This is a genomic window from Verrucomicrobiota bacterium (assembly GCA_027622555.1).
Taxonomy (GTDB): domain Bacteria; phylum Verrucomicrobiota; class Verrucomicrobiia; order Opitutales; family UBA2995; genus UBA2995.
In genome coordinates this window covers 1-19,686 of record JAQBYJ010000101.1, presented here as the reverse complement: position 1 = coordinate 19,686, position 19,686 = coordinate 1, and the positions used below count along the sequence as shown (strand labels likewise).

The window sequence follows — 19,686 nt, the reverse complement described above, 5'->3', positions numbered from 1 at the left end:
CCTAAGAATGAAAATACCCTATGCTTCTTTAATTGTAGTAATCACTCTGAGCCTGATCGGCTGCTCCCCTAAATCAGAAAATTCCATGGGCGACGAATGGGTCTCTCTATTTAACGGGAAAGACCTCACCGGTTGGGAAACCAAAGTCGAAGGTGCCGCCGAAGTTTGGTCAGTGGTCGATGGCGTTATCGATTGTCAGCCCAAATTGAATCCAAGAGGAGACAAGGCTTTGTGGAGCGTCGACAGCTACAAGGATTTCGAACTGCATGTGGAATGGCGCCTCAAAGAAAAGAAGGGCATCTACAACGTACCGGTCGTTCTACCGGATGGAAGCTACCAGTTGGATGCAGCCGGCAAGCCAGTTACAAATCCTCAACCGGGAGCCGATTCTGGCGTTTATCTCCGTGGAACCAATAAAGCCCAACTCAATATCTGGTGCTGGCCAATCGGCTCAGGCGAAGTCTACGGCTATCGCCACAATCAAGAGGACCCTGTAGTCAGAGCTGGCGTGACTCCCAAAGTGAATGCGGACAATCCTGTCGGGGAATGGAACACCTTCCATATAACGATGAAAGGTGATCGGCTCACCGTCATGCTTAATGGCAAATCCGTGTTGGACAATGCCCAATTGCCCGAAATCCCCGAAGAAGGCCCGATAGCATTGCAACACCACGGAGGTTACGACGAAGAAACGAAGGAATGGAATGGCGCATCCGCTCTTGTTCAATTCCGCAACATTCAGATCAAGCCACTTTAAATTCACAGCCAAGGTGATCCCGAATCCAAAAAAAGCAATTTATCGCGTTGTAGGAGGGGCTTTATGCCCCGATTGCTTCAAGGCCTTGGAATGGATCGGGGCATAAAGCCCCTCCTACAGTTAATACAAATCAGCTTTTAACATAATTCAGCCTTTAATATTTCCCGGAAATCTTGTGTTCAACCGGTGAACTTTACCAATGAAACTTAAACTACTCCTACCCCTCCTGTTACTCTTTCCCTTCGCCTTCCTTTCCGCAGACCATCACCAACCCAACTTTGTCGTTATTTTCTGTGATGATCTCGGCTATGGCGATTTGAGAGCATTCGGAAATCCAACCATCAAAACACCCCACCTGGATCGCATGGCGGAAGAAGGGCAGAAATGGACGCAGTTCTACTCAGCCGACCCTATTTGTACTCCAAGCCGGGCGGGCTTGCTAACTGGTCGCTATCCAATTCGCAATGGCATGACCTCTGCCGCAAGAGGCGTATTGTTTCCCGATTCTTCGGGCGGATTACCTCAGGAAGAAGTAACGATTGCAGAAGTTTTAAAACAGAAAAACTACGCCACCGCCGCAGTCGGGAAATGGCACTTGGGGCATTTACCCCAACATCTGCCAATGACCCAGGGGTTTGATTCCTACTATGGAATCCCCTACTCCAACGATATGGCAAAAATCAAAGGCGCGCCTAACTACCGGGAGCAAGCCGAAGATCCCGACTTTTATCCCGACTACAACGACTTCGATGTTCCCCTTATGGAGAACGAAAAGGAAATCGAAAAACCGGTCGACCAAAATACTATCACAAGGCGCTACGCCGAAAAAGGAGTTGAGTTTATCAAGAAAAACAAGGACCGACCGTTCTTCCTCTATCTGGCTCACACCATGACTCACATTCCACTCTTTGCAGATGAAGCGTTTCGTGGGAAAAGTATCCGTGGTCTGTTTGGAGATACTGTTGAAGAAATCGATTGGACCGTAGGACAGATTCTTAATACCCTGCGCGACCTCGACCTGGATGAAAAAACGATTGTCCTGTTCACCTCCGATAACGGTCCATGGCTTTCATTCAGGACTCATGGCGGCTCAGCCGGACCCTTACGTGCAGGAAAAGGAACCAACTTCGAAGGCGGCCAACGGGTACCAACCATTTTCTGGGCACCAGGAAGATTCCCACCTGACGTTGTCGATCAGATGGGATCGACCATCGACATGATGGCAACGTTCGCGAGTCTCTCCGGAACAAAATCACCGACCGATCGTAAAATGGACAGCTACGATCTGTCACCTGTGTTGCTCGGTACAGGGAAAAGTCCTCGTAAGGAATTCTTCTATTGGAACACCGGCCAATTAGATGCGGTTCGTTCAGGCCCGTGGAAGCTCCACACCGAGCAACGCGAAGCGGTTAACTACGGTAGAAGAATCAAATTGGAGAAACCAGAGCTTTACAACCTGGAGAAAGATATATCAGAGGCCTACGACGTTGCGGATGAGCATCCGAAAATCGTCGCCTCACTGCTCCAAATGCTCGAAAGCCACAAAAAACACACTGCCGATTCATTGCCCGAGCAATTGGGAGCAAAGATTCCGGGATTCCAGTACAGAAGGTGACCGTAATATTCGATGTTTGCTTTGAACTTCTCGAAAATGGGCAGGACTCAATTGCCATTTCGAGGAACAAAGAGACGACACCCACACGAGCCAATTGTCACCAATGCGGATGCTCGATAAACGATTCATGAACAGAGGAGATAAGATTCGGATTCTAATAATCTCCTCCCTGTTCTGTTTACCAGTATGGCTACTCGCTCAAAATCAGGCCAAGGGCTACGAAACACGTGAGCACCAAATTGAGCTAAGCTTCGATACAGAAATAAAGTATCAGTATGTAATTACACTTCCTGCAGACTACGAATCTGATTCGGATCGATTATGGCCAATGATCCTATACCTCCATGGAGGAGGGACACCAAAGATCGATCAGTTAATAGAACGAAATTCGTCATTCAGCGATCTGCCAGCAATTGTCGTTTTACCTTTGTGCCCTCTTTCTCCAGATGGTGCCATCTATTCTAACTGGCACTGGAAGATGTTGGGTGCATTGGTCCGAGAAGTGTGCGAATGGTATCGCATTGATCCGGAAATGCGGTCGGTTATCGGGCACAGCATGGGTGGTTCCGCTGCCTGGGAATTACCATTTCACGAGCAGGATCTGTTTGCAAAATCAGTTGTGCTTTCAGGTTTTTGCGTAATTCTGCGTTTTTCGTAGTTTAAGCATTTTTCTTCGAACTTATTTTAATACCAGCTATTCACGAAGTTCGTGGTGAAGAGTGGGGATATTAAAACGTTGCTTTAAAAACAAAATTCTACCGGAAAGTAGTACAGAAGACACAAAATCAGTCTTGCACAACTATAGCAGCAATATGACTCAAGCAGGTGTGGATATTTTGTGGTCCCAATTATTACCTGTTAAGCCCAAGCCTTTTTCAAAAACCGCACCCAATTCTTCCAGGCGATGTTCTCCCGGTCTTCCTCTGAGTAGCCCCGTGCCTCGAGCATGAGGAAGATTCTTTCTACGTCAGCAATCGTATCCAGATCTTGAGGACTTTGCTCTGTGCCGAAACCTCCATCGAGGTCGGTGCCGATTGCGGAGTGCAATGAGTTCCCAGCTAGCTGACAAACCCGATCCATGTTATCGACCATGTGTTCGAGTTTCGGTTTTAGCTCCTCGACGGTTGATTTCCTTTTGATCCAATCTGGAACCAACATCCATGCGTCGAGAGCGGCCCCGATCACAGCGCCTCGCCCGATAAGCTCTTTCATTTGATCGTCGGTGAATTGACGTTTGTTTGGGACAAGCGCTCGGCAATTTGAATGACTCGCCCAAACATGGCCACCGAAATGGTCCATGGCTTCGCGATAGCTTTCGTCGCAGAGATGCGTAGCATCGAGTATGATATTCAGGCGCTCCATTTCTTTCAGAAGATCCCTACCCTTTTGGCCGATGCCACCTTCGGCGTCCGTTCCCTGTGCGTAGGTGCCGGGACCGTAGTGAGCGGGGCCGATCGCTCTAAGACCCTGTTCGTAGGATCGTTCTACATGATCGAGCGTGATCATAGAGTCGGCACCTTCAAGGCTCAGAACAAAACCAATCGGTGTCGTTGCGGGATCATTTTTCCAAGCAGCTATTTGCGAATCCAATTCTACAGCCGTACGAATCTGCCGCATTTCGCCGGCTTCCTCCATGGCACGGTACCAGGCTAATTGACCTTGTGTTTGCGCCCAGGCTTGTTCGGGCGAATTCCAGCCAGGGAGAGAATTATCCTGATGAACGTAACGCGCAATTTGCGTCGCAACACAAAGACCGACATTTCCTTGCCGCATGGCGTGTAACGATACCGTGTTGTTTCCACGGTCTTTTTTGTCGGACATACCCTCTTCTGATTTTCGGATGGTCGGAACCGGCCAACGATAGTCGCGGTTCCATTCAAGGACATTCATGGAGAGGTCAAGATGGGCGTCGAAGATAAACATAGAGTAGAATTGGATGTTTTAGGAACTTACAATCGCGAGCAAGCTACGCTCCTACAAAAGGTATCCACTTGGAAACCGTAGGAGTTAGCTTGCTGACGATTTTCATTTTAAATATACTTCGGTTTAAAAAATATCATAACCGATGCCTTGCCGCGTTTTTCCACTGTCCTGTCACCCGATCATTCTCGATGACATTGACATGATCGTACAAGGCCACGGTCGGACAAATGTGTTTGGGGATTCCCAGAAAAGCATCGCCTACCTGGATGTCACTCCAGTTATCCACTTTGGCAACAAGATGCTCTTCGCTTTGGCTGACAAATTCACAATCCTCCAAACCTTGAATGTCAACACGGGGATGCGGCATTTCCGCTGCAACCGCTTTGTGACCAAGGTCAAAGCACACTAACCCTTTCGCAGGCTTGCTCACCACTCGAGTTAGAAGAAAGGCCGCGGGCTCAAACGGCATGTCGTCCAGAGTACTTATACTCTTTGCATCCCAAAGTAAAGTAGTGCCTGGACTCAACTCAACGCCTTGCCGTCTCGCGTGAATTGGAAACGAGGGAGATCCTCCAGCAATGACCACAGGTGGAGCATAACCCATGGTAACCAGTTGCCTGACTAAGTCCTCAGCCGAATCATAAGCATCTTCTACCCGTTCGGTTCGAACATCTATGTCTCGGTCGTGAATATGTCCGTCATAGACATGCAATCCGAGCACATCCAAGCGAGGCATTTCATGCAGGAGCCGATACCTGGCGATGGCTTCCATGCCTGGCTGAATTCCCGTGCGATTCATCCCCACATTCAAATCCAGGTAAGCTCCAATTGTAATCGAATGCGCCTCGCAGGCTGTATTAAGTTGATGGATGACCCCGGCATTATCCACAACCACGGAAAACCGTGAATGGGGAAAGGCCTTTGCCATTTCAGCATAACGGCGGATATCCGGCCCAATGGGTTGAATGGCCAGGAGGATGTCGGCCGCTTTTTCTTGGGCCAGCAATTCCGCTTCGGCCAAGGTTGCGCATTTGAACTTTTGGATTCCCACCTCCATCTGCATGCGAACGATCTCGGCTGATTTGTGCGTTTTGATGTGAGGACGCAATCGTGCGGGATCGTCGGCAATCTCAATCATTCGCTGAATATTGCTTCGCACCCTGTCGGGATAAACCAGAAGCGCCGGGGATGAAACGTCAGATACGTCAGGGAAATTTTCGGGGTAAGTTTTCAATATCATTCATACTTACCACAAGAGGTACAAAAATCACAAAGAATTTGTTTCTAAAATCAGAAGGTAGGGCGACCTGGCCGACTGTGTTGGGTCGAAGCTTCAAGCGAAGCCTAAGGGTGCCGATTAAACAAAGTGAAACCCCGGACAGCTCGGCAATCCGTCCCTACCTAAAAAGCGATCAACGAACCACTATTGTAGATAACTACGACTCAACAAGATCGCCGTTTTGATGTGACATGAATAGCAACTTGCACTTAATTCACACTAGCGATGAGTTCCTATCACTTAATACCCCTATCCCGTCGGCGCTTTCATAAAAAAAGGACCGCCCCACGCGTCAGCACGAAGGGAAAGTTCAATTACTGGAAAAAGTATCCGGGCCATTGCAGTTGCGATCCAATACCTGGTGCGAACAGGGCGAGTCCGCCATCGCATGCTTCAAACTGCCAAAAGGCGGATCGAAGTTTTCAGTGTCCTGACCAAAATATATACCAAATATGAATCAATCTACAGTAGATGGTAACAACACCGAGCGTCTAAACAGTTTGGACGCCTATCGAGGAGCGATCATGATATCGCTGATCTCGCACGGCTTCGGATTTCCCGCGTTTGAAGGGCATCTTTTTTTAGGCTTCCTGGCACATCATACAGAACATGTACCGTGGGAAGGGTTTGCTTACTGGGATCTCATTCAGCCCGCGTTCATGTTCATGGTTGGAGTGGCGATGCCCTTTGCTTTTGCCAAACGCGTTTCATTGGGTGATTCGACCAGCAAAATTTATCTCCACGCATTCCGCCGGGCGTTCAACCTGTTTTTAATCGCAGCTATCTTTACCTCCATCAACCGAGGCCAGCCAACCATCACACTGGTGAATGTACTTCCTCAGATCGCGTTTGGATACCTCGCGACTTTGTTAGTGCTGCACAGAAGCTATACTATCCAAGGCGTCACAGCCATCGCGATTCTCATTCTCTACTCAATCGTCTGGATCTTATATCCCGGCAATGGACAAGGAGGCCCCTGGGCGATGGGCTATGACAATATGGGAGGCGACTTTGACCAATGGATACTTAGGAAACACAATCCCGGGTATTGGATGTCGCTCAACGCCATTCCATCCACAGCTCAGATCATAGCCGGGGCCATGTGCGGCAAACTACTTGCCAGTGACCGTCCTCAAAAGGAAATAATCAAGATACTGGGAATTTCCGCGGCAACACTGATGGTGGCAGGTTTTGCTCTCGGTTTTTATATCCCGATCGTAAAGCGGATATTAACCGCCTCATTCGCACTGTATTCCACCGGATGGGCAATTCTCTTGCTACTGGGATTTTACTGGATCATCGACGTAAAAGGGCACAAGTGCTGGTCGTTCTTTCTGATCGTGGTGGGTATGAATTCCATTGCTGCCTATGTTGTATCCCAGCTCTTTCGAGGCTGGATCAACAAATCGATTCTGGTTTTTACGAGTTCACCGGTCGAAAACCTGGGCGCTTACGGCGAAGTGCTACAGGCTCTTCTGGTTCTAGTGGTTCAGTGGTATATTTTCTATTTCTGCTATAAGAAAAAAGTGTTTTTTAAGGTTTAATATCCTGAATTAAGGACAGCAGCTTGGCACAAAAAGATTGCCGTTTTATTGTCACATGATTGGCTGCTTGCTCTTGCACAACACATCGTCGACACATCCCACCATCAGGTGACCAAGTGCCAGCCATCTACACCTCATCACATTAAAGATTACTTAAACCCATGTCCAAAAATACATATAACACAGGCGTCATCGGATACGGATGGGCGGCAACCGCTCACATCAATGCGATCAACGGAACCACCCAGGGAAACGTATGCGCGGTTTATTCATCCAGGGATCTGGATCCGGTTGAATTGAAGGCGGCTCATGGGTCGGACATCAAGCCTTACAAAGACGTGGCTGAGATGCTGGCTAATCCATCCGTCGACACGGTTTCGATAACCTCTTACCCAAACCAACACAAGGAGCAGGCTATAGCCGCAGCCCGTGCCGGAAAGAATCTGATCATCGAAAAACCCCTAGCACTCACACTTGCAGATTGTTACGCCATACAAGAAGCCGTCGACGAAGCGGGGGTGAAAGCCTGCGTTTGTTTTGAAGTGCGATTCATTAGCCAGTTTCAAACCATCAAAAAAATTATTGGAGAGGGATTATTAGGTGAACTGCATTACGCAGAAGTGGATTACTACCACGGGGTGGGCCCCTGGTATGGACAGTACCGCTGGAACACAACCAAAGAAAATGGCGGTAGCAGTTTATTGTCTGCCGGATGTCACGCGCTGGATGCCTTGTTAATGTGCATGAATGACGAGGTTGTCAGTGTCACCTCCATGAACGCACAATCCAGTCACGAAATCTTTTCGAAATACGAGTATCCTACCACCACCGTAACGCTCGTCCAATTTAAGAGCGGCAAGGTCGGGAAAGTGGCTTCGGTAATTGATTGCTTCCAACCCTACTACTTTCATACCCACTTGGTCGGAAGCGAAGGTAGCCTCCTGGATAATAAAATTTACTCCAACAAGCTTCATCTAAGAGATAAGGCTTGGGCGGAACTGCCGATGGCGTTGGCGGATTCGGGGGATGTCGCCGACCACCCTTACCAGGACCAGTTTCAAGCATTCTTTGATGCAGTGGATAAAGGAGAGGACATGCCACTTACTTCTCTGAACGAATCCATTAAAACGTTTGAAGTGATCTTTGCAGCCGACAAGTCGGCGACAGAAGGAAGGGCGGTAACCTTGGAAGAAATTCGCAAGTAGTCGTGGCCGATAACAAATCAGCCTTAGCGGTCTTCGCCCACCCGGACGATATAGAATTCGTCGCGGCCGGGACTCTGCTCCTGTTGAAGGAAAAGGGCTGGGACATTCACTACTTCAATTTGTCGGGCGGGGATCTCGGAAGTCTGGAACACAAGCGCGAGGAGACGCGCGCCATTCGAACACAAGAAGGGAGGGACGCGGCCAAGATCCTGGGAGCCACTTTCCATGATCCGGGTTCAAATGACCTGCAAATTCTCTACGATCTGGAAACGATCAAGAAAATTGGGGCCGTAATTCGCAAAGCCAATCCAAGTATTATTCTCACGCATGCACTCAGTGACTATATGTATGATCATGAGAACACGGCGCGTCTCGTCGTATCAGCAGCGTTCGTCAAAGGCATGACGAATTACGAAACATTGCCTCTCCAACCGGCTGTTTCTACTGATGTAACCATCTACCATGCAATGCCTCATGGTCTGCAGACACCAATGCGGCAAAGAGTCCGCGCCGGTCAATATGTGGATACATCAACTGTGCATTCTAAAAAGCGTGAAGCACTTGCAGCTCACAAAAGCCAAAAGGATTTCCTCGATATTACTCAAGGCATGGATTCTTACTTGGCAACGATGGACGAGCTCTCCAAAGAAGTAGGTACGCTGTCTGGACAATTCGCATTTGCAGAAGGCTGGCGCAGACATCTGCACCTGGGTTTTAGTGGTGTGGAGCAAGATCCACTGGCAGAAGTTCTTGGCGATCTCTGTTTGATCGACGACATTTACGAAGCATCTCTTCGAAACCCCACCTAGTGGAAGACAGCGAATAAAAAAACCGTCATCCACCTTGATAAACTCAGGGCGGAAAGCTAACGCCTACAATGGACGAATCGGACACTATTTTGTAGAAGTAAATTTGTTCGCGACTTTACATTACATTGCCAAGCTGGGGCTTGGCGTTGCCAGGGAAGATCGCGAATAAATTTGTTCTTACACAGTGATTCTAAACCCTCAAGTTAGGCGATAATGAAACAACAGACATCAATCAGCCATACCCAACGCTTTCCGTGGATTTAGATCCACGAGTTTTTCAATCTCTGAATCACTCAGGTCAAGGTGGTCCTTCAGATTGAGTCGGAGACGAGACATCGTTAAGGTCGAACCTGACAAGTTTGGGGAACCCGGTCGACGGGCAATACCCATCTCATCGACTTCGACTATCGCCCCGGATAAATCATAGACCCCAGGCCCGAGGCGAGCTGCCGTTATGGCATCCGTAACCATGAAGGCTCGATTGATACCCACAAAATCTAGGTAGTTTCTTAACGCGAAAAAGTCTATGTGAAAACCATCAGGAATGAACCCGACCCACAAATGCTCCCTCAATGATAAAATGCGTTGGATGATATTGTCATGACGAGGAAGGACAGTCGGACAACCGTTTCCCAAATGGGTGGCCATAGTGAGACCACTGTCGATGGAACCGTGAAGCTGATCGAGGCTGGCATTCGTATGACCCGCAGATACCACGATGTTTTGTTCAGCCAAAAAGCGGGTCGTTTGATGATACGGATCCATCTCCGGTGCCAAGGTCACGATCCGAGTCAATCCACCAGCCGCTTCCAAAAGGCGTTTGGTGTCGTCGACGTTCGCCAGCTTAACAGCCTCTGCGGGATGAGCACCAATAAACCCTGGAGCGGGATTTAGAAAAGGTCCTTCGATGTGGATACCCGCGATTATCTTTTTAGCCAAGGGATCCTGCTCCCTGAGATGAACGAGATTGGCTAGTTTAACCCGCAGTTTTTCGAGGGAATCGGTGATGACTGTCGCCAAGATACAATCACCGCCATCAGCCTCCAAAGCTAAACAAGCCGAGTTGAGCTGCTCAGCGGTTAAATCCATGGAACAGAAATCTGTTCCAGCATAACCATTCACCTGAAGGTCAAAGTGCTTCACAACAAAGAGGCCGCCGCAGTATCCAGGAAAAAATGGCAATCAGGATGCGTTTGAAGAATCGAAGCCGGCACATCCGGAGTGACGGGGCCTTGAAGCGCATTTTTCACAGCTTGGGCTTTTCGTTCATCCGGAACTGTGCAAATAATCGTTTTGCTCTTGAGGATTTGTTGGATCGACATCGAAATCGCCTGCTTGGGTACGGATTCAAAATCGGGAAACCAACCTTCGCCGAGTTGTTGTTTGCGACAGTCGTCATCAAGATCAACCACAAGATACGGCACAGTTGTTTCGAAATCGGCAGGTGGATCATTAAAGGCCAGGTGCCCATTTTCTCCAATCCCGACAAACGCGACATCGATAGTCGTTTGCGAAATGAGGTCCCCCACGCGATTGCACTCCGCCCGTGCGTCGCCTTCACCGTTTAGAAAGTGAAAGGTTTTCATGGGCAATGAAACCTTGCTGACAAAGCGCTCCCAAAGATATTTGCGAAACGAAGCACCATGCCGGATGGGCATACCAATATACTCATCGAGATGAAACCCGATAATCGACGGCCAATCCAGGTCCTGAACCCGAAAGCTCTCCAATAATTCAAACTGCGATGCTCCGGTAGCGACAATTATGGAAGCGGATCCTTTTTCGCTCAACACTGTTTTCAACCGACTAGCACCGGCTGCAGCTGCGGCAGATCCCATTTCTTTTTTTGAATCAAATATTTGCGTGTTCATTTCGAAATAATGGGAAGTGCTAATTGCTCAAGGCGCTTTGCGTAGTCGACCCACACGCGGCGTGCTTCTCCAGAATTGTCTATATCCTGACCAGCGTGAACAGCCGCCATGATGTGTGGCTCAATCGACAACCACCCGTCGTATCCCGTCGCCTCCAGGTCCTTTAGAATTCGTTCCTGAAGATCATCCTCATCTACATGACAGGCAACATAAACCTCAGCATCCGGACCCGGTTTGGCCGCTTTGATGTGGACATGATCAATATGGGTACGACAGGCCAGATAGTAATCCCAGGTCACAGCAGTGTTGTTATCATGCAGGCTGTTGTTGCCGGTATCAAAAATGAGTTTGAACGCCGGGCTGTCGACTGCCTCAACCAGCTCGAGAAATCCCTCAGCTGTTTCGCCATAACCGGCACAATTTTCATGGCCGAGAATAACACCCTCCCCTTCCGCGATAACGGAGAGCTCCTTAATTCGTCGAACCGCCTCCTTCTTCCAATCGACGCGACTCAGTGGATCGTCACTCGAATTCGGATACGACATAATTCTTAAAAACTTGCATCCCGCCTCTCGCATACGCGGGGCCACTCGCTTCAATTCGTCCAGGTCCAACTGAAAATCAGTTCGGATCGCGCGAGCCCAATTTCCAATTTGCCCCCCAAATCCCACAACAGAGATTCCGTTCTCCTGGAGAAGATCAAAGGACTGTTTCCATTCATCATCCGTCTGATCGCAGACATTCTTTCCATCGATTAATCGAAGCTCGACAGCTGACCAGCCGACTTCCTGTAAGGTAGAAATCTGAGCGGGAAGAGATTTTTCTGCTTCGTCGGTAAATCCGGTAAATTTAAAGGGCATTGTTTTGATTAAGTATAAATGGCTGACTTCATCAACTGCATTTAAGCAATTCCGAATCGAATAGTTGTAATGTAGGAGCAAACTTGTTCGCGACACGTGTATCCAAGGTTTTCAGGTCGCGAACAAGTTTGCTCCTACATTTTCAATAACGATAAAAAAGCCAGAATGTATCTTGCATCATTCTTACTCCATACTTGTCCTTAATCAATCAATGAAAAATATTCCATTATCTTTGGTCTTCCTAGTACTAACCTGGATTTGCCCACTCTCAAGCGCAGACGACCGCCCGAGTTTCTTGATCATGATGCTCGATGATGCCGGCTGGTCGGACTTGAGTGTTTATGGAAGCAGGATTCAAACTCCCAACATGGACCAGTTGGCAGCGGAGGGCATGCGATTCACCGACTGCCAGGCAGCAGCACCTAACTGCTCACCCTCCCGTATAGGCATGCTTACCGGTCGTAGCCCCATCCGTGCGGGCATTTTCAATTACCTCGACCCAGGAACTCCGATGCATCTTCAAGCCCAGGAAGTTACCATTGCCAATCTACTCCGTGACGCAGGCTACGCGACCGGGCACTTTGGGAAATGGCATGTAAGCGATTTGAATTCCGATCAAGCTCAACCGCCAGACCACGGGTTTGACTACTCCTTGGGTACCGACAACAACGCAGAGCCCAGCCACCTCAATCCGGTTAACTTTGTTCGAAACGGTGTCGAAGTGGGACCCATGAAAGGATACTCCTGCGACATCGTCGCAGACGAGGCCATTGGCTGGCTTAAGGACCACTCCGAGAAAAAGAACGACCAACCATTTTTTGCCTGTGTTTGGTTTCACGAACCTCATCAGAAGATTGCATCGCCTCCTAAGCTGGTAGCCGATTATGAGAAACTTTACCCGGAAATTAAGAAAAAAGAGGCAGAATACCTGGCCAACGTGGCCAACGCAGATCAAGCGGTTGGGCGAATTCTCGAAACGTTAGATCAACTGGATATGGATGAGAACACCGTTATTTTTCTCACATCAGATAACGGAGGTCTCAATGATTTTTCAAACAAAGGACTTCGCGGGCAAAAGTCATTGATGTGGGAAGGTGGTCACCGCGAACCGGGCATCTTCCGTTGGCCAGCCAAGATAAAAGCGGGTACCGTTTCAAACGAAACTATTGGATTCGTCGACGTATTGCCTACCTTTTGCGATATCGCGGAGGTCGCGCTGCCCGAGAATAGGCACATCGATGGCATGAGTATTCGGAATCACTTGACCACCGGAAAGTCATTTACCCGTGAACAACCGCTTTTCTGGTTTTTCTACCGGGTAAACCCTTCGATGGCATTCCGCATGGGTGACTGGTTGCTCACGGCGAATACAACCGACAGTCATCGTAAGAAAACGCATTGGCTTTCTTCTGAAGACATACCTCTTATCAAGTCGAGCGAGCTGATGGACTTTGAGTTGTTCAACCTTAAGTCCGACCTCGCCCAGACCACCAATGTCATTGAGCAGAACCAGAACCAGTTTAAGGAAATGAAAGCCCTCATGATTCGCTACCACAAAGATATCGTCACCGAAGGCGAGCACTGGGATATCCCTGCGGATTATAAAAAGTAACACAGGCATAGTCCCGTGCTACTTTTTACTCATTCAAATATCCCAACCTTCGGTTTACATTCGAACGTTCCTCCTTACGCCAATCGGCGGGAAAAATCTCCGGGTCGATATCGAATTTGAAGCCGCTCAGATCCTTAAGTAGAATCACGGTGTTCAGCGTAAGATCGGCTTCTACTTCGTTGTTTGCATGGGCAAGGACTTCGATGATGACAGGAGCCGGAACTTCTTCCTTAAGAAGCCCAAGGAATTCAGCGGCGCGAACACGCACAAGATTCTCGGTATCTTGTGCGGCAATAGATTTCGCCTTCTCTACAAAACCTTTTGCCTCCTCCATAAACGAACTGCAAACAATAAGCCCCCAATAGCGAGCCCATGGATCTGTCGAATTTAACGCATCCTCAATTTTTCCCTCTGCTTTATTAAATTCCAGGAGACTCAAATCTGCAATATCGACAAGTCCGGCAATTCTTTCGCTGTTTTTGCGGCCAAATTCCACAGGGTTGTCAAATGCTTCATCAAACAAAACGCTTTCCGGAAACATACTGAGGTCGTTAATGGACTTCACCCTGGTGCTAAGTCGCTCGCGCATACTTTGCAGCACCACCGCATAGGCAGGATCATCGGCAAGGTTGTTTACTTCATGCGGATCGGCCTCCACATCGAATAACTGTTCCGCTGGACGTGGCTCGAAAAATTGGCGTTGGAATTCGTTGAGTTTGCCGGCTTGATAAAGCTCCCACCATTCCTGATATGCCAGCATGCGGTAGCGATACTGGTTCCACAGCCCATCAAAATTAAATGGCTGGTAGTTTCGTTGATAGGTATATTTACCTTTGCGAAGCGTCCGAACAGGATCGTATTTTTCATCCATCCGGTCAGCGTATCCGAAGGCTTCGTCGCGCTTATTCACTTCATCGCGATCGACTCCTTTTCCAAGAAAAGGAACACCATCCATATGAGGTGGTACTGCGATGCCAGCCAAATTGAGCAGCGTTGGAGCAAAATCGACGAAGCTGACAAATCCATTGATCCGGGAGCCAAGGTCGGCATCAACCAAGTGTTCCCAGTTTTTGGGTACGTAAACGACCAAAGGAACGTGAAGTCCGCTTTCGTAAGCATATCCTTTTCCACGAGGCATTACCCCGCCGTGGTCGCCGTAATAAAAAATGAACGTATCATCCAACACGCCATCTTCCTCCAACATATCGATATACTCGCCATGGTAATCGTCCACTTTTTCGTGGTTATCCAAATAGCGAGCGTGCGTATAACGGAAGGTAGGCGTATCCGGGAAATACGGGAAGAGCGTCACGGAGTCGGACGAAGTATCGTTTTCCAAAGTGGCCATTTCTTCAGCCGAAAAATGAAGACTGCTCTCGTGAGTCAGAGTAGTATTTTGCACATGGAAAAACGGTTGTCCGGATTTCCGGTTTCGCCAGGTTGCTTTTGCAGAAGACTCGTCCCAGCCGTCTTTATCGATGACGTTGTAGTCTTCTTTCGAATTGTTGGTCGTGTAATAACCGGCTTGTCGTAAATACCAGGGATACATACGGCCCCCGTCCGGCATGGGAACCATTTTGGATCGACGGTGAAATTGCGTTCCAATGCGGGGTCCATAAGCTCCGGTCAACAAGGTAGTTCGTGCTACCGAGCAAACCGGAGCGTTAGAAAAAGCGTGATCGAAAACCAACCCGTGTGCAGCCAGTTTTTCAATATTGGGCATGGATGCACCGGTTTCATGGTATAGTTTTACGTAATGCACCGAATTATCCTCGGACGTCAGCCAAACGATATTGGGCCTATCTGCTCCTGACAAAACAAGCACTGGAACAAATGCGAAAAAGCCAAGTATTCGAAGAGTAATAGTCATAGTCTATAGGGTTCTCAGGTGATAAAGTTTCTTAAGCTTAGACTGCATAATCGCCATACTTTACTCACGGTTTCAAGGTGGCAACATGTTTGATTTAATTTGAAGCTTTTAAGCTGAGTTCAAACTCTTAGCGTCCTCTCAAGAATGAGAAAAAAAATTACCCTGATAGGAGCCGGTTCGGTCGTATTTGCCAAGAAACTGGTGGGCGACATCCTCCAATTTCCCGAACTCTCAGAGTGTGAGATCTGCCTGATGGATATAAATCCACAGCGATTGAAAATTGCAGAAGCGATGACCCTAAAATCGGTCGAGACGCTCAAGGTTGGAGCCAATGTGACTGCAACAACCAACCGCACGGAGGCCATTCGTGGAGCACATTATGTGATTTGCACTATCCAGGTTGGCGGATACGAACCATCTACCGTTGTTGATTTTGAAATCCCGGCAAAATACGGATTGCAGCAAACCATTGGTGACACCCTCGGAGTGGGCGGCGTATTCCGCGCATTGAGAACCATACCGCACATTTTGGATATTTCTAAGGATATTGCAGATGTCGCTCACCCGGATTGTTTGTTCCTGAACTACAGCAATCCCATGGCTATGAATTGCTGGGCATTGGACCGAGTAACCGGAATTCCTCACGTAGGCCTTTGCCATTCAGTTCAGCATACATCAAAAGCATTGGCCGATTACACCGGCCTAGATTACAACGACGTCACCTATAAAGTAGCAGGCATTAATCACATGGCTTTCTTCTTGGAGTATCGTTACCGCGGCCAAGATGCTTATCCACTGCTGTTCAAAGCGCTCGAAGATCCTGCGGTTACCGTTCAAGACAAAGTGCGCTTTGAAATGATGCGTCGGCTCGGATATTTTGTCACTGAATCCAGCGAGCACCAAAGCGAGTATGTTCCCTACTTCATTCATCATGGAGAAAAGGTTATCGACGAATTTCTAATTCCCATCGACGAGTATCGGCGCCGTTGTGAAGCCATCATTGCTACATGGCAGCAGGAGGAAAAAGACCTTCTTGGCGAAGGAACCGGCAAAGCATTCGAGGTTGCACCGCAATCACATGAGTACGGTTCTTTTATCATTCATGCTCGAGAGGCGAACGACCCGATCGTCATTTACGGAAATGTCCCCAACCGAGATTTGATTACAAACCTTCCCGATGGTTGCTGCGTGGAAGTTCCCGTGTTGGTCGATTCCAATGGACTGCAACCAACTCATATTGGAAAGCTACCACCCCAACTGGCTGCAATTTGCCGCACGAATGTAAATGTGCAGGACCTCACCGTCGAAGCTGCTCTGACGAAAAAGCGGGAGCACGTTTACCAAGCTATGATGATGGACCCTCACACTTCAGCCACGCTCACTTTGGATAATATCTGGTCCATGTGTGACGAGATGATTGATGCGCATCAGAAAGACGGGTACATGGGCGAATTCGCACCAGTGATCAAAAACACCGGACGCGCTTACAAAGGAACAGGCGACCGAACCATTGCCAGATTGGAAGCAGGGGAAGTGTTTTCATTCGAAGCCGGGGCCAAAAATGAGCTGGAGTTGCTTGTTGAGAATCCAGGCGACCAGGAATTAACCGGACGTATTGAAATCCATTCCTCCAACAAAAATGCTCAAGTCGAAGGTATAAACATTTCGATTGGAGCGAATGCCTCTAAGTCCTACTCCGTGGCCGTTCATTTAAGCGCCGCTATCGATGAGCCATTAGACTTCACCCTGGAATCCAGTTTGGAATCGATTCTATCAAGAGGCGTTCAAGTAAGACCAAGAACCGAGTTGGAAACCAACGAATCCGGACAGTCGAAAATCCAGCTTCAACTCTCGGGAGAAGTTGCTGCGACGGGTACCGTATCACGAAACAACACTGATTTACTTTTGGATATTACAGTCAATGATTCGGATATTCATCCGGCCAAAAGCAGTGTAATCGGAGTCATGGCTGGATCGGCAATTGAAGTCAGAATTACCGCAAATGATCACGCGCAGGTTCATACCGTAAACTTGATACCTGGAAAGCGCGGAGAAGAATCCACCGCCGCATTATTCAACACCTTGGATAAACCGATCGGCCCAGGAAGCATTTCCCAAACCACGAGCGCGATGGATTATCGAATCGTGTCAAGCATACCATTAGCCGAATTTGGCTTGGACGCTAATACGGAATCAGCTCTCATCGAAATCCGGGTCGTCCTCAGCACCCTCGGAGACGCTCATTCGGGAGGAGCCACCTGCCTCAGCGGACAGCCTGGCAGAAAAAGCAGCCTGCCCTATTTCCAAAGAATAGTATTTAAGGAAATGGTGTTGCCGTAAAGGGCAACTATGAACACCCACTATTCCATCGAGGGGCATGTGTACGATGATTGAATAGTCTCGGCTATTCATCAAAACCAATCAGGTAGACTGGAATTATTTCCGCCATTTTATTCAATCCGCTGGACAGATTTAGTTAGTGCGCTACATATTGTTCTCGCTCCAAAACAAACCGCCCTGGTTTACCTGTGAAAAATAAAACATCACCGCTTATCCTGGCGGCTTTATTTGCTAACGCATTCCTTCCCTTCGCCTCTTTGGCACAGGTTCAGTTTGTGTTTAATTATACCGATTCCCCAAATGTGGGCTTCAATCACCCTACTTTTGGTACCACAAGAAAAGCAGCACTTGAACTGGCAGGGCAAAATTATGCCACCGCATTGTCTAGTTATAATGCGACAATTAATATCGATGTTGATAGCAATGCATTTGGAAGTACTTTGATGTCAGCTGGCTCTTTTTTTGCCAACCCAATGACTCCCGGATTTGGCACAGATGAAGTGATTCTTACAAAAATCCAGACAGGAGTAGATCTCGATGGTAGCTTTGCGGACGGAATATTGTCAGTGAACTTTAGCAAATCATGGGAATATGATTTTAACACCACTCCTACCGGCGGAGAATTCGATTGGTATTCAACTGCATACCATGAGTTTTCACATATGATTGGCTTTGCCAGTGCTATTGTTACTGACGGCTCAGGGCTCAACGCACAGGACCTATTTGGCACCGTAGGCGCCAACAATGGCTCATGGTCAGCCTTCGATGCTTTTCTTACAGACTCGGCTGGCAATTCCGTATTTTCAGCCGTTGGATCTGATTTGAATGAATCCGCATACGAGTCCTTACTTGTAGGTGGAGCAAGCCCGTCAAATGGACTTTTTTTTAATACTTCAGGTTCAGGATTGGTAGGTTTGTATTCGCCGACAACCATCCAACCAGGAAGCAGTGGTTCACACCTCGATGATCAAAATCCCGCATTAAACGGTTCTCTGATGGAAGCAACAACTGCATCTGGTCCATCCATCCGAACATTTTCTACCATAGAACTAAATATCCTTCAGGACATAGGATATGCGAGCATTCAACAAATCGACGTTGTTCCGGAGCCGAAACACGCGGTTCTGTTATTTGGTGCAGTCGCATTAATAGGAGTGGTTATCGTAAGTCGAAAGCGAAAATCTGAAACCAGTTGAATTTTAAAAAAAGATATTCACCACCACTAACAATGGTATTCATTCTTCTGATGCTAATCATTGGTTGTGTGGCCGATCAATCTGAACAATTAAGTGCTAAAGGGAGAGTTTTAATAGAGCTGAATTATCTCGGTGGGGCGATTGAAGATGAAATGAATCCTCAGCTTGAAATTCTGGAGAATGGAATCGCAAGGATTCGAGAATCAGGTATAGTAAGAGTATTGAGACTCCCCGAGTCCGAGGCAAAAAGACTTTACGAATTTGCGTTGGAAAACGGTTTCCTGGAATTAAATACAGATACATTGACGGAACATACCCGTACCTTGATTCTGAAAAAGGGTGGTCCTATTCTAAATATCAAGGATGCGAGTTCCGCCGAAGTTCGGGTCTGGAACGGTGAGGTTTATCACACAGTTTCATTTCATGCTCCAAGACAGTTCCTTAGCCTTGCCGGGGAAAATCCAGAATTGGAGGTCTTTGTTGCACTCCTGACCAAATTGGAGGCAATTTTCAGTTTAGGCACTAAAAACTGATAGAGAGTAATATAGAAGTCGGCGGAGATTAAGCGAAACATCCAATTGTACAAGATAAGAGCTATAAAAATGCCTACACTTCTGGGCAACCCATGCAACGGGGTCGATTCCGGCGAATTTTTTGGAATTGTTACAGAAAAATCCAGCTTCGTCATTGTTGATCGGTCATTCTGTCAGAATTCAGGGGAGGCAGAGGGACACCCACGGTATAATTATTTAGAGCGTATAATGCGTATGGTTACAGGGATTGATAAATAAACTTGCCCTCGGGG

15 protein-coding genes and 1 pseudogene are annotated in these 19,686 nt (G+C 48.0%); 10 read left to right on the top strand and 6 right to left on the bottom strand.

What is annotated here, in order from left to right:
* The 3 genes from O3C43_19995 to O3C43_19985 all read left to right on the top strand — a co-directional run.
* On the top strand, positions 1-757 hold a 757-nt coding region (locus O3C43_19995; protein MDA1068774.1), incomplete at its 5' end, for a DUF1080 domain-containing protein.
* 199 nt (positions 758-956) lie between these two features.
* Positions 957-2,372, top strand: a complete 1,416-nt coding sequence (locus tag O3C43_19990; protein MDA1068773.1) for a sulfatase — start codon at positions 957-959, stop codon at positions 2,370-2,372.
* Positions 2,373-2,499: 127 nt separating this feature from the next.
* Positions 2,500-3,030, top strand: coding sequence for an alpha/beta hydrolase-fold protein (locus O3C43_19985; protein ID MDA1068772.1), 531 nt, complete (start codon positions 2,500-2,502; stop codon positions 3,028-3,030).
* Positions 3,031-3,230: 200 nt separating this feature from the next.
* On the opposite strand, the gene O3C43_19980 is transcribed toward O3C43_19985, so the two are convergent.
* Positions 3,231-4,295, bottom strand: coding sequence for a membrane dipeptidase (locus O3C43_19980; GenBank protein ID MDA1068771.1), 1,065 nt, complete (start codon positions 4,293-4,295; stop codon positions 3,231-3,233).
* A gap of 133 nt (positions 4,296-4,428) precedes the next feature.
* Positions 4,429-5,535 carry a D-TA family PLP-dependent enzyme gene (locus tag O3C43_19975; GenBank protein ID MDA1068770.1) on the bottom strand — a complete coding sequence of 369 codons (1,107 nt, stop codon included), beginning with the start codon at positions 5,533-5,535 and terminating at the stop codon, positions 4,429-4,431.
* Positions 5,536-6,026: 491 nt separating this feature from the next.
* Here O3C43_19975 and O3C43_19970 point away from each other — a divergent pair, with 491 nt between their 5' ends.
* The 3 genes from O3C43_19970 (at position 6,027) to O3C43_19960 (ending at position 9,132) form a co-directional block, all read left to right on the top strand.
* The gene (locus O3C43_19970) at positions 6,027-7,118 is read left to right on the top strand and encodes a DUF5009 domain-containing protein (GenBank protein ID MDA1068769.1); all 1,092 of its coding nucleotides are present in this window, start codon (positions 6,027-6,029) and stop codon (positions 7,116-7,118) included.
* Positions 7,119-7,279: 161 nt separating this feature from the next.
* Complete coding sequence (locus O3C43_19965; GenBank protein MDA1068768.1) at positions 7,280-8,323, top strand: Gfo/Idh/MocA family oxidoreductase; 1,044 nt, start codon at positions 7,280-7,282, stop codon at positions 8,321-8,323.
* A 2-nt stretch (positions 8,324-8,325) separates the two neighbouring features.
* Complete coding sequence (locus O3C43_19960) at positions 8,326-9,132, top strand: PIG-L family deacetylase (GenBank protein ID MDA1068767.1); 807 nt, start codon at positions 8,326-8,328, stop codon at positions 9,130-9,132.
* A gap of 228 nt (positions 9,133-9,360) precedes the next feature.
* Here O3C43_19960 and O3C43_19955 read toward each other — a convergent pair whose 3' ends face one another.
* The 3 genes from O3C43_19955 to O3C43_19945 are packed head-to-tail and all read right to left on the bottom strand — an operon-like array spanning position 9,361 to position 11,863.
* On the bottom strand, positions 9,361-10,221 hold the full coding sequence (locus O3C43_19955) for an N-acetylglucosamine-6-phosphate deacetylase (protein ID MDA1068766.1): 861 nt from the start codon (positions 10,219-10,221) through the stop codon (positions 9,361-9,363).
* A 50-nt stretch (positions 10,222-10,271) separates the two neighbouring features.
* On the bottom strand, positions 10,272-11,003 hold the full coding sequence (locus tag O3C43_19950) for a glucosamine-6-phosphate deaminase (GenBank protein ID MDA1068765.1): 732 nt from the start codon (positions 11,001-11,003) through the stop codon (positions 10,272-10,274).
* Positions 11,000-11,863, bottom strand: coding sequence for a sugar phosphate isomerase/epimerase (locus tag O3C43_19945; GenBank protein ID MDA1068764.1), 864 nt, complete (start codon positions 11,861-11,863; stop codon positions 11,000-11,002). Before O3C43_19945 ends, O3C43_19950 begins: the two co-directional genes overlap by 4 nt.
* 211 nt (positions 11,864-12,074) lie before the next feature.
* On the opposite strand from O3C43_19945, the gene O3C43_19940 reads away from it, so the two are divergent.
* Entirely contained in the window at positions 12,075-13,475 is a 1,401-nt protein-coding gene (locus O3C43_19940; protein ID MDA1068763.1) for a sulfatase-like hydrolase/transferase, read from the top strand.
* A 25-nt stretch (positions 13,476-13,500) separates the two neighbouring features.
* On the opposite strand, the gene O3C43_19935 is transcribed toward O3C43_19940, so the two are convergent.
* The gene (locus O3C43_19935) at positions 13,501-15,345 is read right to left on the bottom strand and encodes a sulfatase (protein ID MDA1068762.1); all 1,845 of its coding nucleotides are present in this window, start codon (positions 15,343-15,345) and stop codon (positions 13,501-13,503) included.
* Positions 15,346-15,489: 144 nt separating this feature from the next.
* On the opposite strand from O3C43_19935, the pseudogene O3C43_19930 reads away from it, so the two are divergent.
* The 3 genes and pseudogenes from O3C43_19930 (at position 15,490) to O3C43_19920 (ending at position 19,414) form a co-directional block, all read left to right on the top strand.
* A pseudogene (locus O3C43_19930) lies at positions 15,490-16,773 on the top strand (alpha-glucosidase/alpha-galactosidase).
* Positions 16,774-17,873: 1,100 nt separating this feature from the next.
* Positions 17,874-18,881, top strand: coding sequence for a hypothetical protein (locus tag O3C43_19925; GenBank protein MDA1068761.1), 1,008 nt, complete (start codon positions 17,874-17,876; stop codon positions 18,879-18,881).
* Positions 18,878-19,414 carry a hypothetical protein gene (locus tag O3C43_19920; GenBank protein MDA1068760.1) on the top strand — a complete coding sequence of 179 codons (537 nt, stop codon included), beginning with the start codon at positions 18,878-18,880 and terminating at the stop codon, positions 19,412-19,414. Before O3C43_19925 ends, O3C43_19920 begins: the two co-directional genes overlap by 4 nt.
* Positions 19,415-19,686 lie beyond the last annotated feature (272 nt).

What these genes read in the sequence shown, in the direction of transcription:
- O3C43_19990 (MDA1068773.1), top strand. Translation starts at nt 957, where the DNA reads ATGAAACTTAAACTACTCCTACCCCTCCTGTTACTCTTTCCCTTCGCC.
- O3C43_19985 (MDA1068772.1), top strand. Translation starts at nt 2,500, where the DNA reads ATGAACAGAGGAGATAAGATTCGGATTCTAATAATCTCCTCCCTGTTC.
- O3C43_19980 (MDA1068771.1), bottom strand. Translation starts at nt 4,295, where the DNA reads ATGTTTATCTTCGACGCCCATCTTGACCTCTCCATGAATGTCCTTGAA.
- O3C43_19975 (MDA1068770.1), bottom strand. Translation starts at nt 5,535, where the DNA reads ATGATATTGAAAACTTACCCCGAAAATTTCCCTGACGTATCTGACGTT.
- O3C43_19970 (MDA1068769.1), top strand. Translation starts at nt 6,027, where the DNA reads ATGAATCAATCTACAGTAGATGGTAACAACACCGAGCGTCTAAACAGT.
- O3C43_19965 (MDA1068768.1), top strand. Translation starts at nt 7,280, where the DNA reads ATGTCCAAAAATACATATAACACAGGCGTCATCGGATACGGATGGGCG.
- O3C43_19955 (MDA1068766.1), bottom strand. Translation starts at nt 10,221, where the DNA reads ATGGATTTAACCGCTGAGCAGCTCAACTCGGCTTGTTTAGCTTTGGAG.
- O3C43_19950 (MDA1068765.1), bottom strand. Translation starts at nt 11,003, where the DNA reads ATGAACACGCAAATATTTGATTCAAAAAAAGAAATGGGATCTGCCGCA.
- O3C43_19945 (MDA1068764.1), bottom strand. Translation starts at nt 11,863, where the DNA reads ATGCCCTTTAAATTTACCGGATTTACCGACGAAGCAGAAAAATCTCTT.
- O3C43_19940 (MDA1068763.1), top strand. Translation starts at nt 12,075, where the DNA reads ATGAAAAATATTCCATTATCTTTGGTCTTCCTAGTACTAACCTGGATT.
- O3C43_19935 (MDA1068762.1), bottom strand. Translation starts at nt 15,345, where the DNA reads ATGACTATTACTCTTCGAATACTTGGCTTTTTCGCATTTGTTCCAGTG.